Origin of the sequence: Ewingella sp. AOP9-I1-14 (genome assembly GCF_052375995.1) — a bacterium.
In the GTDB taxonomy this organism is placed as follows: domain Bacteria; phylum Pseudomonadota; class Gammaproteobacteria; order Enterobacterales; family Enterobacteriaceae; genus Ewingella; species Ewingella allii.
Genome location: NZ_JBQSVA010000018.1, coordinates 1 through 13,641, shown reverse-complemented (window position 1 = coordinate 13,641; position 13,641 = coordinate 1). Strand labels below are relative to the sequence as shown.

At 48.9% G+C, this 13,641-nt stretch carries 17 protein-coding genes and 2 pseudogenes; 10 read left to right on the top strand and 9 right to left on the bottom strand.

Going from position 1 to position 13,641, the window contains the following annotated elements; genetic code table 11:
• The 3 genes from ACT3RT_RS22625 to copM form a co-directional block, all read left to right on the top strand.
• Nucleotides 1-248, top strand: a 248-nt coding sequence (locus tag ACT3RT_RS22625) for an ATP-binding protein (protein WP_313725960.1), incomplete at its 5' end; no start/stop codon positions are given.
• A gap of 250 nt (nucleotides 249-498) precedes the next feature.
• Nucleotides 499-930, top strand: coding sequence for a silver-binding protein SilE (silE, locus tag ACT3RT_RS22620; protein ID WP_000790483.1), 432 nt, complete (start codon nucleotides 499-501; stop codon nucleotides 928-930).
• Between the two features lie 145 nt (nucleotides 931-1,075).
• Entirely contained in the window at nucleotides 1,076-1,426 is a 351-nt protein-coding gene (copM, locus tag ACT3RT_RS22615; protein ID WP_008455279.1) for a CopM family metallochaperone, read from the top strand.
• A gap of 99 nt (nucleotides 1,427-1,525) precedes the next feature.
• On the opposite strand, the pseudogene ACT3RT_RS22610 reads toward copM, so the two are convergent.
• Nucleotides 1,526-2,005: pseudogene (locus ACT3RT_RS22610) on the bottom strand (recombinase family protein); the annotation flags it as partial.
• Between the two features lie 82 nt (nucleotides 2,006-2,087).
• On the opposite strand from ACT3RT_RS22610, the gene ACT3RT_RS22605 reads away from it, so the two are divergent.
• The gene (locus tag ACT3RT_RS22605; RefSeq protein ID WP_013576221.1) at nucleotides 2,088-3,122 is read left to right on the top strand and encodes an IS110 family RNA-guided transposase; all 1,035 of its coding nucleotides are present in this window, start codon (nucleotides 2,088-2,090) and stop codon (nucleotides 3,120-3,122) included.
• Nucleotides 3,123-3,362: 240 nt separating this feature from the next.
• Here the strand turns inward: ACT3RT_RS22605 and ACT3RT_RS22600 are convergent.
• From ACT3RT_RS22600 to umuD, 7 genes and pseudogenes are all read right to left on the bottom strand, one after another.
• Nucleotides 3,363-4,537, bottom strand: a protein-coding gene (locus ACT3RT_RS22600) for an IS3 family transposase (protein WP_496203767.1) whose coding sequence is annotated in 2 segments (ribosomal slippage) — nucleotides 3,363-4,279 and nucleotides 4,279-4,537 — 1,176 coding nt in all. Because the reading frame shifts where the segments join, the coding sequence is not laid out codon by codon here.
• Between the two features lie 71 nt (nucleotides 4,538-4,608).
• Nucleotides 4,609-5,064 (bottom strand): annotated as a pseudogene (locus tag ACT3RT_RS22595) (protein RepA); the annotation flags it as partial.
• A gap of 327 nt (nucleotides 5,065-5,391) precedes the next feature.
• On the bottom strand, nucleotides 5,392-6,069 hold the full coding sequence (locus tag ACT3RT_RS22590) for an FRG domain-containing protein (RefSeq protein WP_491728681.1): 678 nt from the start codon (nucleotides 6,067-6,069) through the stop codon (nucleotides 5,392-5,394).
• Nucleotides 6,070-6,293: 224 nt separating this feature from the next.
• Nucleotides 6,294-6,563: a ribbon-helix-helix domain-containing protein gene (locus ACT3RT_RS22585; protein WP_112197306.1), complete on the bottom strand. Its 270-nt coding sequence runs from the start codon at nucleotides 6,561-6,563 to the stop codon at nucleotides 6,294-6,296.
• A gap of 30 nt (nucleotides 6,564-6,593) precedes the next feature.
• Nucleotides 6,594-7,244: an AAA family ATPase gene (locus tag ACT3RT_RS22580; RefSeq protein WP_112197305.1), complete on the bottom strand. Its 651-nt coding sequence runs from the start codon at nucleotides 7,242-7,244 to the stop codon at nucleotides 6,594-6,596.
• Nucleotides 7,245-7,744: 500 nt separating this feature from the next.
• Complete coding sequence (gene umuC, locus ACT3RT_RS22575) at nucleotides 7,745-9,019, bottom strand: translesion error-prone DNA polymerase V subunit UmuC (RefSeq protein ID WP_224267005.1); 1,275 nt, start codon at nucleotides 9,017-9,019, stop codon at nucleotides 7,745-7,747.
• The gene (gene umuD / locus ACT3RT_RS22570; protein ID WP_224267004.1) at nucleotides 9,019-9,441 is read right to left on the bottom strand and encodes a translesion error-prone DNA polymerase V autoproteolytic subunit; all 423 of its coding nucleotides are present in this window, start codon (nucleotides 9,439-9,441) and stop codon (nucleotides 9,019-9,021) included. Before umuD ends, umuC begins: the two co-directional genes overlap by 1 nt.
• A 269-nt stretch (nucleotides 9,442-9,710) precedes the next feature.
• Between umuD and parM the strand changes: the two genes are divergently transcribed.
• The 6 genes from parM to ACT3RT_RS22540 all read left to right on the top strand — a co-directional run bounded on the left by parM (nucleotide 9,711) and on the right by ACT3RT_RS22540 (nucleotide 13,344).
• Nucleotides 9,711-10,676 (top strand): plasmid segregation protein ParM domain-containing protein, encoded by a 966-nt coding sequence (parM, locus tag ACT3RT_RS22565; protein WP_421589578.1) that lies wholly within the window; start codon nucleotides 9,711-9,713, stop codon nucleotides 10,674-10,676.
• 18 nt (nucleotides 10,677-10,694) lie between these two features.
• A complete protein-coding gene (locus ACT3RT_RS22560; RefSeq protein ID WP_224266898.1) occupies nucleotides 10,695-11,090 on the top strand; it encodes a plasmid partitioning/stability family protein in 396 nt (131 codons plus the stop codon).
• Nucleotides 11,091-11,127: 37 nt separating this feature from the next.
• Nucleotides 11,128-11,361, top strand: a complete 234-nt coding sequence (locus tag ACT3RT_RS22555) for a hypothetical protein (RefSeq protein ID WP_213052954.1) — start codon at nucleotides 11,128-11,130, stop codon at nucleotides 11,359-11,361.
• A 305-nt stretch (nucleotides 11,362-11,666) separates the two neighbouring features.
• Entirely contained in the window at nucleotides 11,667-11,900 is a 234-nt protein-coding gene (locus tag ACT3RT_RS22550; protein ID WP_224266899.1) for a hypothetical protein, read from the top strand.
• 539 nt (nucleotides 11,901-12,439) lie between these two features.
• Nucleotides 12,440-13,123: a DNA methyltransferase gene (locus ACT3RT_RS22545; protein WP_491728711.1), complete on the top strand. Its 684-nt coding sequence runs from the start codon at nucleotides 12,440-12,442 to the stop codon at nucleotides 13,121-13,123.
• On the top strand, nucleotides 13,120-13,344 hold the full coding sequence (locus ACT3RT_RS22540; protein WP_491728682.1) for a YubE family protein: 225 nt from the start codon (nucleotides 13,120-13,122) through the stop codon (nucleotides 13,342-13,344). The genes ACT3RT_RS22545 and ACT3RT_RS22540 overlap by 4 nt, the downstream gene beginning before the upstream one ends.
• A 70-nt stretch (nucleotides 13,345-13,414) precedes the next feature.
• On the opposite strand, the gene ACT3RT_RS22535 is transcribed toward ACT3RT_RS22540, so the two are convergent.
• The coding region (locus ACT3RT_RS22535) for a hypothetical protein (protein ID WP_496203766.1) at nucleotides 13,415-13,641 on the bottom strand (227 nt) is incomplete at its 5' end.

The following is a 13,641-nucleotide window of genomic DNA, read 5'->3' as shown; positions in this document are numbered from 1 at the left end:
ACCTTGTGATTGAAAATCCAGGGAAACCGATCCCTGAAGAACATTTATCAAGGCTGTTTGACCGTTTTTATCGGGTGGATCCATCCAGACAACGAAAAGGAGAAGGCAGCGGCATCGGCCTTGCGATTGTGAAGTCAATCGTGGAAGCACATCACGGAAGAGTGCAGGTGGAATCAGACGTACGCTCCACGCGTTTTATCTTATCCGTGCCCAGACTGGAGAAAATGATCCCGGAAACCCAATGCTGAAAATAAAGATGTAAATGACAAAGATGTCATTAGCCTGTCATGCAGCAAACAGAAGCCATTCGATATAATTAGTGCAACTTATCAGGAAGGCTGGATTGCTTCATCAATACCCGGCGTCAGAGTACGCCAGGAAATGAATATCCAGCCCTCTTCCGGAGAAATAAACGCTGCCGAACTTGTTTCAGTTATGGAACTGAAAACACCGGTTGTACTTCCCCGGACATCACTAATTCAGAAATGGAGAGTTATCATGAAAAATATCGTATTAGCATCTTTGCTGGGCTTTGGTTTAATTTCATCGGCCTGGGCCACTGAAACCGTGAATATCCATGATCGCGTCAACAATGCACAGGCTCCTGCTCACCAGATGCAGTCTGCTGCGGCTCCTGTCGGGATCCAGGGGACTGCTCCTCGTATGACCGGTATGGACCAGCATGAACAGGCCATTATTGCTCATGAAACCATGACGAACGGCTCGGCGGATGCGCACCAGAAAATGGTGGAAAGTCATCAGAAGATGATGGGAAATAACACGGTATCCACGACCGTCCCGTCAACGTCTTACGCGGCGATGAATGAGCATGAAAGAGCAGCGGTTGCCCATGAATTCATGAATAACGGGCAATCCGGCCCACATCAGGCCATGGCCGAAGCGCACCGCCGCATGATCAATGCAGGCTGAATGCGACGGTAGTATCCGTGCTGTTACCTTTTCCCTGATAGAATATTCCTTTACCGGATTTGTTGCTTCTTTTTGCCCCCGCCAGGGGGCTTTTTTAACTGACTCAGCTACAATTTACCGGTACCTACCTGAAAGGAATTTTTATATGAAAATCAGAAACAGCCTTTTTGTTATATTAATGTTATCCCTGCCCGCCATTTCCGCCGAACATTCGGACATGAAAATGTCTGATATGTCCTCATCGGCATCGTCACAGGAATATATGGCAGGCATGAAAGACATGCATGCCAAAATGATGGCCGCCGTTAATGAGTCCGATCCCGACAAGGCGTTTGCAAAAGGTATGGTTGCTCACCATGAAGGGGCAATCGCCATGGCTGAGACCGAACTTAAATACGGAAAAGATCCCGAAATGAGAAAGCTTGCGCAGGACATCATAAAAGCTCAGAAAGGTGAAATTGAGCACATGAATAAATGGCTCGACAGCCAAAAATAATATTTGTATTACCGCTTCTGTAAGCGTATTTTTACATCACTCCCGAGATCGGGACCCTGTTAAACGTAAAATAATGAAACTCCGATTAATTTCGGGGTTTCATTTTAATATTAAAGCAACATCAGATTCCGACTGTGATTCTAAGCATCCTTTATTAGTTTTGCATACGCGAATAACGGTCATTCTTGATACACCTGCCAGTCGCGCCGTTTCATTTATGGATTTACCGTTATGTAGCCGTAAAGTTGTTATTAACTCGTGTTTTGCCATATCAGGTTGCCGTCCGGCATATTTCCCTTCCTGTCTGGCTTTTTCTACACCTTCTTTCTGTCGTCGGCGACGATCCTCATAATCTTTACGAGCGATAGCGGCCAACATATCGAGCATCATACAATTGACAGCCCTAAGCATACTTCGTGTAAAGTTGTCTGAAGCCGCATGAGTAAGAGCTATATGACTGGTTGGAAGGTCAAGACTGATAACTGACAAGTCCTTCTCAAGCATTCTACGCTTCAGTGTGTCCCAGTCTTCATCGCTAAGACGCGACAACCTATCGACCTGCTCTATCAATATCACATCTGTAGTGATGTTATGGACGCCCCTCCCTGAAGTAGCCAGTGCCATACTCTATTGACTGCAATTAATTCAGGAGTGATATCACATGAACACAATCAGAGTTGTTGGTATCGACATTGCCAAATCTGTTTTTCAGGTATGCGTCTGGATGGTTGATGGTTCAATTGCATATAACAAGAAGATCTCCCGTTCAAAATTGCTGGATTGCGTTCGACACTTCGAGCCCGGAACGCTTATCGCGATGGAGGCATGCTCTACTTCGCACTTCTGGGGCAGAACCTTCAGAACGATGGGATACAACGTCAGACTGATACCTGCCCAGCACGTTAAAGCCTTTGTCAGAAGCCAGAAAAACGATGCTAATGATGCGCTGGCGATTTGTGAAACAGCACTCCGCCCTGGCATCCACTTTGTTCCGGTCAAAACTGCTGAGCAGCAGGATATCAAAGCGCTGCGAAATACCCGTCAGCTCATGGTTGAGCAAAGAACGGCGCTGGCTAACCAGCTTCGTTCTCTGCTCGCTGAATATGGTCTCATTATCCCTGTCGGGATACAGTGCCTCCAGCAGCACCTGCCTGAACTGATGGAAGACGCGTCGAATGAGTTAACGTTCACTGTCCGCCGTTTACTTTCTACATTGCGGGAAGACATGCAGGCGCTGAATGAACGCGTCACCGGACTGGATAAGGAAATTGCTGCATTGTCTTCACAACAAGCTGCCTATCGCCAGTTGTTAACTATTCCGGGAGTCGGCCCGCTCATCGCGGCAGCGTTTATCAGTGAAGTGGATGCAGGGCAATTTTCCAACGGCAGAGAGTTATCCGCCTGGTGTGGCCTGGTTCCCCGGCAGCACAGTTCGGGAGGCAAGCAACGATTATCCTCCGTGACAAAAAATGGCAATCGTAGTCTCAGAACATTAATCATCCATGGAGCACGGTCTGTAATGCGCTGTATGAAAAAGCGCGATGACAGTCTGGGCCTTTGGCTGCAAAGGCTTGAAGCTCGTCGAGGGTTCCTGAAAACCACGGTTGCACTGGCGAATAAACTGACGAGAATTATCTGGCGTGTGCTGACAGATGGGGTTGATTTTAATATGCAGAAGGCCGTTGCGATGAATTAGCTAAAAACAGCAATTTACAGAAACTTATTTAACTGAGTTTGCAGGCACTGATGAGAAAACGGCTACCGTCCCTGTAACAGCCTGAAGTTGACCTGGGTAATCATATACCGGTGTAGTGATAAGGAAACAGGGCTCGGATAACATCATGGCGCGGGTAAATTAACCCACTAACGACGCCGGATATATGGTCGCAAACCGTATCGAACCAGTACTTGTAACACCCGGGGCGTCCATATATGGTCAACAAAAACTGGCCACAGCTTTAGAGTTTTTCCAGAACAATCGTTCTGATTCATTCGGCGTCAAACCACCATTATATTGATGAGGTCTGAGCTGGCTGTAATATCCTGTGATGTAATTCGTTATTGCCGTGCTGGCTTCGCTAAAATTCGCGTAGCCATTATCCGGTACCCACTCTGTTTTCAGGCTTCTGAAGAACCGTTCCATTGGGCTGTTATCCCAGCAATTTCCACGGCGACTCAGGCTTTGCTTTATCTGATATCTCCACAGTAACTGTCTGAAATTCCTGCTGGTGTAGTGACTGCCTTGATCCGAGTGATACAGTAAATTAGCCGGTTTTCCCCGTGCTTCCCAGGCCATCGACAGGGCTTTACCTGTCAGTGCGGAATCAGGGAAAAATGACATCGCCCAGCCAACCGGTTTACGGGAAAACAAATCGAGTACAACAGCCAGATAAGCCCAGCGTTTTCCCGTCCAGATATAAGTCACATCACCGCACCAGGCCTGATTAGGCTCGGTAACAGCAAACTGGCGATCCAGATAATTAGGGATCTCAATGTGTTCCTTAGACGCCTTCTTATAACGATGGCCACGTTGCTGACAGCTGATAATATTGAGCGCTTTCATCAGCTTTGTTGCTCGCCAGCGGCTCAGTTTTATACCTTTGGTGGTGACCATTGCGGCAATGCTTCGCGCTCCTGCTGAACCGTTACTTTCGCGATAAACTTCACGCACAAGGCTCAGTAATGCCACTCTCGTGGCGTCAGGCTTCCTGGGCTGCCGCCAGTATTTATAACTGCTGCGATGAACCCCAAACACGTTGCACACAACGGCAACAGGAAACCGCGCCCTGAGTTTCTCAACTAATGAGAATTGTTCAGGGAGTCTGACATCAAGAGCGCGGTAGCCTTTTTTAATATATCCCTTTCCATTTCAACGCGTTGAAGTCTTTTCTTCAACTCACGTATCTCAATCTGCTCAGGTGTCATGGGTAAAGCTATGGGTGATTTTCCCGCTCGCTCTTCTTTCAGTTGTCGAACCCATTTATCCATCGTGGATTTGCCGACATTCATCGCAGTGGCAGCGGCGGCAACGGTGTAATGCTGATCGAGTACAAGCTGGGCAGCCTCGAGGCGAAACTCGGGGCTAAAATTGCGTCTGTTACGTCCGGTCATAATGTCACCTGTTTTGACTATGAGGTGATGATATCACCTCTATTCAGGTGGCCAAATTCACTATGCCACTACAGGGTAACACTCGATAAATTGAACAAAGAGTCACTGAGACGTGTTCTGGCACGTCCATTGATGTCTGTGGGCTTTAAACCACACATCCGGGCAAATTCTGAGAACGGTAAGGTTATTTTTTCACTGGAATAACCGTATTTTGAAAAGGCAGAGATGATCCCTATCCACGTTTTGAAATCAGTGGACATACCGAGCTTGGCGCCCTGAATCTTGATATTTGTATACCCTTCCTGCCTGGCAACCTCTAAGCTGGAAAGTTCTTCTGACGCATCAATCAGAAATTCCCGCTTCCCCTTTTCCTTAGGTGAAACAGGGGTAAACACACTCAATCTAAGTAGTGCTACAGGCTGGACAGTTTTGCTGCTGTTCGGGATCAGTTCATAAGCTGTGCCTGAATCTTTCTTGATGATCGCGAATGGACTTTCTGGTGGATTGATATCATTAGAGTTTTCCATTTATCCACACCGTATTTGAAATTTGAGAACTTTTTATGAAAGTAACCGCCTAAAGGTTATGAAAATAACCGCCTTTATTATGAAAGTAAACGCTAAATTTATGAAAGTAACCGCTTTTTTTATGAAAGTAACCGCTCAATGTGCCGATTTAAGTAATGTTTTCAATAGAATACGAGGCTGGTGATCTGTTTTTCTTTAATATGATCTAATTATGATCTTAAGAATTGTAATATCAGGTGTATATGTGGATAACTTATTGATCCAGAAGACTCTGACTAGATCCACTCTTCAGTTCGGAACGGATGAAAGGGATCTTCTCCTATTCGTTCACCATCTTTCGTTACTGTAACGTCCAAAATTTTCACTGTTGGCATAACCAAAACCGTCGATATCAGGGAACAAAGTTAACTGGCGTACATCAAAGCTATCTTCGAGGATCCTTAAACAAACGCTTTTCATTTCCGGCGTAAGACCAATCGCCAGGAATGCCTTCTTTTCTTTTATAAACGCCAAACTACTTACTGGGTCATCACAAACTCTGCTGTATAAAAATTCAGCGCTTTGAGCTGCAATTCTTTTTGTTACTACAGGTGGTTGCCAGACAACAGGATGTGAGCCCGTATCAAGACCTTTAGTGTCCCCTGCCCCAAAAATTTCGTTATATCCCCTTTCTTCAGAACGACCTTCAAAACCCAGAATATTACTTATATGCCATCCCAGTAGAATGCCTGTTTTGTCAGTTTGCGATCTGCAAGCGAACCATAAAGCCACTAACATATTTCTTGATACATCGATCAGCCTAGTTGCAGCACCATGGTGTTGAAGCTTTGCCAGTAACTCAAAATCAGTCAACTTCCTGCCATTTTCATAGCCATAGCCCTGATGCCAAGCGTTAAGTAGCAGATCTCTTTCATAATCGCGCATCGTCACCTCAGAAGGTGGCTCTTCCCAGCGTCTTTCTTTCAAGAGACGGCGATATGCTGAACTATGTATTGCCCAACTCACATCACCCTGCCCTCTCCACATGTATACACTTCGTCTGTCACCAGAATGGTCATCAATAATTTCCAAAATCTGGCTAAATTTACTAGGAGTGTGTATATCTCACCAAACAACAAAGTCTGCATTTTATGCACGTGTTTAACCATTATTACGCATCTAAAAAACAATCAATTTAATATCATAATGATAGTATTATAAGTGTTAAAAGAAACGATAGAGAATATCCTCTAGTCTTTCTTCCCACCAATCATTGCGCCTTCATTAAGTACATGCCGGATCCCGATGTTGATCAGAGCCGCGCGCGAAAGCCCTAGGTCTCCTGCTTTCTGGTCTAATTGGTCAAGGATATCTGGGGTGATAGTTAACGTGATTTGTTGTTTTTTCCCTTTAATGACACCTTTCTTTTTGGCTGACTGGCCATCTGGAGCACCTTCGATGAAAGCATCTAGTTTAGCGTTGGCTTCATTTGTTTTTTTTGGTGGTTTTGTAATTGCCATTTCATATCACCTTAATATTAATATGATGTTTTATTGATTGTTAAATAGGATGCTTATGAGGGTAGTAAGTTCCAGATTAGCTTTAGCATCTTGTGGCTTATATTCAAAGACGCATTGGCCTGAACCAGCAGCATTTGAAAATGCTTTACGGCCAACAATATGTTCAGGGATAAACTCAAGCTCCGGGTAATCGGTAAAGATGGCTGCAGCTTCTCTATTGTCTATTGAGTTACGATTTGCATCGGCAACGTTAATGATTGAGTAAGCTTTCAACCCGTCACGCACACTACGTGCCTCTGTAATTAGGTCTGAAATATCCTGCAAAGCCCATACATCAAAACTGCCTGGACGGTAGGGAACTAAAAGGACATCTGTCAAAACGAGTGCTGCACGCAATGCTGTTGAGTCCCTGCCGCCAGCATCAATGATCACATCATCATACTTTGCTTTTTGCTGCATAAGTTGTGAGCGCAGAATCGGGCCATCAGCATAAGCCGAGCATGCGATACCTGGTTGGATATCGTTTTGTGCTCTTATGCTGATCGCCGTCTGTGCTGTCTCCTGCCGGTCAGCATCAATAAGTAGGACATCACGGCCTTGCATGGCTCTGGCGGCAGCAATATTCACTGCAAGTGTTGTTTTCCCTACACCACCTTTAGTATTCCCAACTGTAAGAATCATTTTTTACCCTCATTTTAATATTAAAATGCTGTGCTTATGATGTTCTTATACTAGCAGTAAAATATCTTTTTAAACCAGCATTTTCTCAGATAATTATCATTAAATAATATTATTTTAATATTAATATAATTTGTTTTTGAGGTGTAAATGATTGGTAACTAGATAAAGAGAAATTTTTTGCATTGGTTAACTGTGATAGATGCAATTGCTATTGCATCAGAGTCACTTTTTCTCCACTTAGGTGACTCTTCGATAGCCCTAGTTTTGAAATTACTATTTAAAAGTATTCCAAGCATAAAACTCCCGTCCGACCATGCTGTGGGAATTGCGTGGGGTGGGCAGAGCAGAAGCACAATCCAGATTTTAAATGTTGAGATGGATTAATGGTATGTAAGTTATTTTAATATCATTAAAATATTAAAAAGGCATTATTTAACAATCATAATGATTTTTATTTAATATCGTATTGCCGCTAAAATTTACACGCAGATAGAGAAGGGTCAACGAATCGAGGCAACCGGTAAATCCGACCATCTTGTAGTGTAAGCAGGGGAGAGCATGTCACGTTTCATCTGCCATTCGGGTGCAATCCCACGTCCCGCAAACCATACCTTTCCCAGGCCAGAATTATTGATGCCATCGAGAACGTGCATCAACGCGTCACTGGCAGGTCGGGGCTGAACTTCATCGAACAAATCCAACTGTGATACACCGTTTGGTGTGAAATCATTGAGCATGATTCCGGCCTTTGCGTACCGGCGGCCATCGTCCCAGATACGATCGAGTGCCTTCATTGCGGCCGCAATAATATCGCGGGTGTCTCGTGTCGGTGTGGTGAGCTTTTCAGTGGCCACGTTGCTGTAATAGATTTCGTTGACTGCGAAAGGTGATGTTTTCACGAAAACGGAAATATGCCGGCAGTACTGATGTTCACCCCTGAGCTTTTCCGCTGCCCGTTCGGCATACTGGCAGACGGCCTGACGCATCGCCTCATAGGTTATGATCCTCTCGCCGAAAGAGCGGCTGCAGATAATTTGCTGTTTTGCAGGCGGGGCTTCCTCCAGGCTGATACAGCTTTCGCCGTTCAGTTCCCGACATATCCTTTCCAGGACAACGCTAAAGTTCTTCCTGATAAAAGTGGGATTTGCGCGAGCGAGCTGCAGGGCAGTGTGAATACCCATCAGGTTTAGCTTTTTTGAAATCCGACTTCCGCAGCCCCAGACTTCCTGAACGGGCATCAGCGATAACAATTTTTCAGTCCGCCGGGGATTACCCGGCGTAAGAGCCAGTACACCCTTAAATTGTGGCCATTCCTTCGAGGCCCACTGAGCGGCTTTGGCCAAAACTTTGCCGGGTCCCATCCCTACACCGATGGTCAGGCCAGTTCCCTTCAGAACGTGGGCGCGCAGCTGGTGGCCAAAGGTTTCAAAATCCATGCAGTTATCGATGCTTCTGATATCAATAAACATTTCATCGACGCTGTATTGCTCCACGCGTGGCGAAAGTTCCTCTAAATGACTCATCACCCGTTGAGAAAATGAGTGATATAAGGAATAGTTGCTGGAGAACGCGTACACCTTCTCAGGGAACGACATCTGCTGGATCTGAAACCACGGCATGCCCATTTTTATGCCTAATTTTTTGGCTGCTGCGGATCGCGCCACGCAACAACCATCATTATTACTCAATATTATCAATGGTTTACCGCGAAGCTTTGGGTTAAGAACCGCTTCGCAGCTTGCATAAAATGAATTTACGTCCGCCAGGGCAAACATCATTCACCGCCCCGGGTTTTATGCACAAAAGCCATCACGACTCCAAAAATCTGCAAGTCCTCCGGATAGATTGTCGGAAAGTTAGGGTTCATGGCCTGAAGCCCTGGGCGAGGTGTCAGTAACAGTCTCTTTACCGTGAATTCACCGTCTATCTCCGCTATCACAATGTCACCATGATGTGCCTCTTCTGCCTTATCTACGACCATCAGGTCACCGCTGTGCAAACCGATATCTGTCATCGAATTTCCAATCGCCCGGACGAAGAACGTGGAGGATTTTTTCTTTATACAGTAATCGTTCAGATCCAGTTCTGCGTCAGCGTAGTCGGCACAAGGGCTGGGAAAACCGGCGGGGCATCGTTCAATAAACAGGGGTAACGAAACCTTCACCGGATCAACGGCGGCGGGAGTGATATGTAGCATGGCAACTCCTTTTAATAATACTGTATATAATCACAGTATTATTGTTGTGAAAAATCAGACTTGCAAGCGCCGCATGGCTTCTTTTAACTAGCTCTCTGTTTTCTCAGGCGGAAATAATTCGTGGGAACATTCTTTGAACAAAAGGCATTCCACCTCAAATAAACCCTATTTTGATGATTTAATAATACTCATTATGAGTAATATTAATTGCAATTAGTCCTTTTTGGGGTATTATATTTACTCTAATTGAGTAAATATAAAGGTGTGTCATGAAAAAGATGGGTTGTGACGACGGTTCGACGAACGTAAAACTGGCCTGGCGGGACGGCGATGAAATCTGTACCTCTGTCTCGCCGAATTCGTTTAAAGCGGGGTGGAAGGTCGCCGGGATCGGCAGCAGTGAAACGTACAACTATGAAATTGACGGGCTGAAGTACTCCTTTGACAGCGTCAGCCATCAGGCGATCAATACCACCAACATCGAATACCAGTATGGCGACACCAATTTGCTGGCCGTACATCATGCACTGCTCACCAGTGGCCTGCCGCCACAGCCGGTAAGCCTGACGGTCACCTTACCTATCAGTGAGTTCTACACCAGCGACTGTCAGCATAACGAGGCCAACATACAGCGTAAAATTGACAACCTGCTGCGGCCGGTAACGCTGAACAAGCGCGAAACCTTCACCATCGCACACGTTGACGTCATGCCGGAATCGTTGCCTGCCGTGATATCGCCGCTGGAACGTGCAGGGGTAGGGGCGCTGGAAACCTCGCTGGTTATTGATCTGGGGGGAACGACGCTCGATGCCGGTGTCCTGGTGGGGCAGTTTGAAGATGTCAGTGCCATTCAGGGCAATTCTACGATCGGCGTATCGATGGTGACACAGGCCACACTCACGGCACTGCGTATGGCCAACAGCGACACCAGCGCCTTTGTGGCCGATCAACTGATACAGCGACGGCATGACCGCGAGTTTGCCGCCACAGTTGTCAACGATGAGTCAAAAGTGGACTATGTGCTGGACATGATAAGTTCGTCCATCGAGCGACTCGGGGAACGGGTGGTCAATGAGTTGTCGGCGTACCGCCAGGTGAACCGGGTTTGGCTGGTGGGTGGCGGGGCGTCGCTGATTGAGGCTGCCGTGCGCCGTGCCTGGAAACTGGCCCCCGACCGTATTGTGGTGGTCAATGAACCCCAGACGGCGCTGGTTCGCGAACTTGTTTTACTTTAATTCCAAGGAGCGCTATCCGTGACCGACAAACGTAAGAAACTGACCGTCTATTTGCACCCTGAAGACGACAGTCAGGATGCCAGGGCGATGGAGATTATCGAGTCAGTTCCCCTGCGCACCCGTGGTGATTTTTTCCGGGCGGCGATCGTCGGCGGAAGCGCGTTATACCAGCTGGATAAGCGTCTGCCTTATCTGTTGTCCATGCTGTTCGATGGCCAGCTGACCGCCGACCAGCTGGTGGGTATTATTCAGCAAACGACGGGATGGCAGCCCACGACGGCCAGCATTCAGGACGTCATTGCCGCCTGCGCTGGCCAGGTATCTGCCCCCTCAGTGCTCCCGGAACCCACCGGCAGTACGGAAGGGGAAGGGCAGGCCCGGACTAATTTCAAACGCATGCTGAAAAAAGACTGAAGCCCTCCGGCGTGCCGGAAGATTTGTGGAGAGAACCATGTCATTGATGCTGTTATGCAAAGGGATAATCGGACTGGAGACGCTGACGGGCAGGGCGCGCAAAAGCGCGGCGGAGTGGTGTTTTCTCCTCAGCTGCCTGTTTATTGTGCCGCTGCTGATATTTGACGGATTCAGTGTGCCGGTGAAGATACTCCTGCAGCTGTGCTGGGCGATCGTGGTGGTACGCGCGGCCTTTCTGGCCTCTGAAACTTGGAAGAAAAACCGTAAGTAAAACCGTAAGTAAAACCGATCATCGTTTTCCGCCGGCCCGCGTGCCGGTTTTTTTATGGCTACATCAGGCCGGGAGTGTGCGGTTTTCACCTCAGCTGCAGACGATATGACGCTTCCTCGTCGCGGCTGTTCGTTCCTCGCGGTGCTGCGGTACGCCTCAGCCGAGTCTGCGGCGAGCGTTGCGGGTTTTTCCAGGGTGGACTTTTTTTCCGCTTTTCGACATGCTCAAGACGACGCCCGGTCGTGCTGGCCGGCTCAGAACCCGGACGCATGATAAGGGGCGCTTAACCCCGCTGGAGGCATGACATGGTCATTAATCCCCGCTTTCCCAAAGAGCTGATTTTCTTCTCGGACGTCAAAGATGCCGTCGCTGACGCGGCGACCCGCATTTTTCTGACAGGTAAAGAGATCTGCCACGATACCCTGATGGAATGCCTGGCCGACCGGCTGGCTTATGCGAAAATTATTGAAGACAACTATACGGCCGGCGTGATGCAGCAGGCGATTGACCTGCTTGAAGAGCATCGTGGCCACCTCTGAACCGCCCGCGACGAACAGCATGTCATCCTCATTCATCGTCTGACCTCAGAGGCCGGCCTGGCCGGTGTCTGTCCTGCTGCCATTCATTTCGCGTACCGCCCCGGTCGTCGCAGACTACCGTCTCATTTCAAACCGCTTTCGGTTATCCACAGATTCACTGAGTAACTTCGGTATTCGCGGGGGATAAGTCGGTGAACCTTGCTGCGCCGGTCCTGTGCCCGGCGGCTTTTCACCCAAGGATGTCGCGTTGCTCCACATCCATAGCACCTGACGGTGCCGCCCTGATTTGCTCACTTCCGTGCTATCCCTCCACGTCCTTAACGTTAGTGCCAACGCCGTGCCCGCACTGTAGCCGGGCCGCTGCGCCTGCAAGTGTTCACTCCGTCGTCTCCTCACCCGTTCGCACCCGTCACGGCGCATTCAGCCCGTGACGGGTTTGCGCTGCGGCTTCCGGGGACGCACCTGCCTGCTCCGCTTTGCGCCCGTCTGTCGTGGGGGCACGGCGCCGGCCGGTTCCGGCACTCTCTGTGAGTAACACTATGTCCCGATATATGCAGGGTGACTGTCAGCTGGTCATGTCAACATTTCCGTCCCGTTCCGTGGATTTTATCCTCACGGATCCGCCTTACCTGGTGGGATTTACTGACCGGTCAGGGCGGTCTATTGCCAACGATAAACAGGGGGACTGGTTACTGCCGGCCAGCCGCGAGATGTTCCGGGTGCTGAAAAACGACAGTCTGGCGGTCAGTTTTTACGGCTGGAACCGGGTGGATCAGTTTATGGCCGCATGGAAAGCCGCCGGCTTTCGCGTGGTTGGCCACATTGTTTTCACCAAGACCTATGCTTCGAAATCCGCATTCGTCGGCTATCAGCACGAAAGCGCCTATGTCCTCGCCAAAGGGCGCCCGCCGTTGCCGGAAAAACCGCTCCCGGACGTCATGCCCTGGCAGTACACCGGCAACCGTCACCATCCGACGGAAAAGCCCGTCTCTATCCTGTGGCCGCTGATTGAGTCCTTCACGCAGCCGGGTGCGATAGTCCTCGACCCCTTTGCCGGAAGCGGTTCGACCTGCGTCGCGGCGGCGCAGTGCGGGCGACGCTGGATTGGCATCGAGTTAATGGAGGAGTACCACGCGGCGGGGCAGCGTCGCCTGGCGGAATTTCAGCGTCTGCGTCCGGCGGCGCCGGTTGCAGCCTTTCAGCAGTACGGGAGCCTGATATGAGCAACTATTCAGACAATATTGCCCTGCGTGTGGACGTGGCGGCGCTGGCGAACGCGACCTATGAACTCCGCGAGCAGTTCCGGGCGTTTGAGAAAAAATACTTCTGGGGCAGCGACGAGTTAACCCAGCGCCTGGCCGGGCAGGTGGTGAACCAGCTCAGCGGCCAGATGCTGGAAATCTACAAACAAATTAACGAACTCGACCACGCCTTCAAGGACTGACCCTAAAAGCATGGCCCCGCATTTGAGCGGCGGGGCTATAGCCTGAATGCTTTGTTTGCCAGGGCGAACGTCAAATGCCATTGAACAGGGCGCTGCCGTGGCTTCGCCACCGCGGCTGCCCGCTCAATGCACAATAAACATGACGAAGGGAGCCGGTGTTCCGGGACGACCGGGCCTGTGCTGTCGCGTGATTTTCGTGAGGTAGCTTCTCCGCAACCTGCTGTGGCCTGGATTTATCTTCCGCTTCCTGGTCATCGATGGCCGGTTCCTGATTTTCACAACAAACCACCAGGGCTG

Bases quoted from the DNA above. Each gene is read 5' to 3' on its own strand.
- silE (WP_000790483.1), top strand. From the start codon at position 499: ATGAAAAATATCGTATTAGCATCTTTGCTGGGCTTTGGTTTAATTTCA.
- copM (WP_008455279.1), top strand. From the start codon at position 1,076: ATGAAAATCAGAAACAGCCTTTTTGTTATATTAATGTTATCCCTGCCC.
- ACT3RT_RS22605 (WP_013576221.1), top strand. From the start codon at position 2,088: ATGAACACAATCAGAGTTGTTGGTATCGACATTGCCAAATCTGTTTTT.
- ACT3RT_RS22585 (WP_112197306.1), bottom strand. From the start codon at position 6,563: ATGGCAATTACAAAACCACCAAAAAAAACAAATGAAGCCAACGCTAAA.
- ACT3RT_RS22580 (WP_112197305.1), bottom strand. From the start codon at position 7,244: ATGATTCTTACAGTTGGGAATACTAAAGGTGGTGTAGGGAAAACAACA.
- umuC (WP_224267005.1), bottom strand. From the start codon at position 9,019: ATGTTTGCCCTGGCGGACGTAAATTCATTTTATGCAAGCTGCGAAGCG.
- umuD (WP_224267004.1), bottom strand. From the start codon at position 9,441: ATGCTACATATCACTCCCGCCGCCGTTGATCCGGTGAAGGTTTCGTTA.
- parM (WP_421589578.1), top strand. From the start codon at position 9,711: ATGAAAAAGATGGGTTGTGACGACGGTTCGACGAACGTAAAACTGGCC.
- ACT3RT_RS22555 (WP_213052954.1), top strand. From the start codon at position 11,128: ATGTCATTGATGCTGTTATGCAAAGGGATAATCGGACTGGAGACGCTG.
- ACT3RT_RS22550 (WP_224266899.1), top strand. From the start codon at position 11,667: ATGGTCATTAATCCCCGCTTTCCCAAAGAGCTGATTTTCTTCTCGGAC.
- ACT3RT_RS22545 (WP_491728711.1), top strand. From the start codon at position 12,440: ATGTCCCGATATATGCAGGGTGACTGTCAGCTGGTCATGTCAACATTT.
- ACT3RT_RS22540 (WP_491728682.1), top strand. From the start codon at position 13,120: ATGAGCAACTATTCAGACAATATTGCCCTGCGTGTGGACGTGGCGGCG.